The 676-nt window shown below is 59.2% G+C and carries 1 protein-coding gene and 1 pseudogene; both read left to right on the forward strand.

The window, feature by feature from the left end:
• Nucleotides 1-445 (forward strand): glycine cleavage T C-terminal barrel domain-containing protein (locus NKH35_RS31940; RefSeq protein ID WP_352917587.1); only part of this gene is annotated, 445 nt, incomplete at its 5' end.
• Nucleotides 438-676 (forward strand): annotated as a pseudogene (locus NKH35_RS31945) (sarcosine oxidase subunit gamma); the annotation flags it as partial. The gene NKH35_RS31940 and the pseudogene NKH35_RS31945, both read left to right, overlap by 8 nt.

The following is a 676-nucleotide window of genomic DNA, read 5'->3' on the forward strand; positions in this document are numbered from 1 at the left end:
ATCCTTGCTGGGGATCGAAAAAGGCAACGTGGGTGGCGCTGAGATTAACGGTCAAACCACCGCTGAAATGCTTGGTCTCGGCAAGATGGTTTCGCAGAAGAAAGACTCAATCGGCACGATCATGTCGCGGCGCGAGGGCCTCGCGGGGGATACCCGCCGGTTGGTGGGGCTGCTGCCGGTTGAGCCCGGGGGCAAGATCGTCGTAGGGGCGCATCTTTTCGCCGATGGGACGGCATTGAACTTCGACAACGATCAGGGCTGGATCACGTCATCCTGCTGTTCGCCCCACGTCGGGTCGATGATCGGTCTCGGTTTCCTGAGGAACGGCAATGAACGGCTGGGCGATGTGGTCGTGGCTTCGAACCCGGTCGAACGAGAAAGTGTTCGCCTGCGTGTCGTATCGGCGCATTTCATTGATCCTGAAGGAGCACGTCTGCGTGGCTAATCTGAGACCGGTTACAGCGTGCGGCGCCGAAAAGCCTAATTCCGCATCGTTTTCAATACTGGAGATACGTGAGAATGTGGATCTGGCGCTTGCCTCTCTAGCGCTCCGCAGGAAAGCCGTTGAGCCCCAGCCGTACGGTGTGAATTTGCCGGGGCCGGGATGCTGGGTGGCAGGTCAGGAGGTGGCAGTTTTCTGGACTGGACCGAATCAGTGGATGTTCGAGGCCCCAGG

The sequence above is a fragment of the Mesorhizobium sp. M1143 genome (assembly GCF_040318435.1).
Taxonomy (GTDB): domain Bacteria; phylum Pseudomonadota; class Alphaproteobacteria; order Rhizobiales; family Rhizobiaceae; genus Mesorhizobium.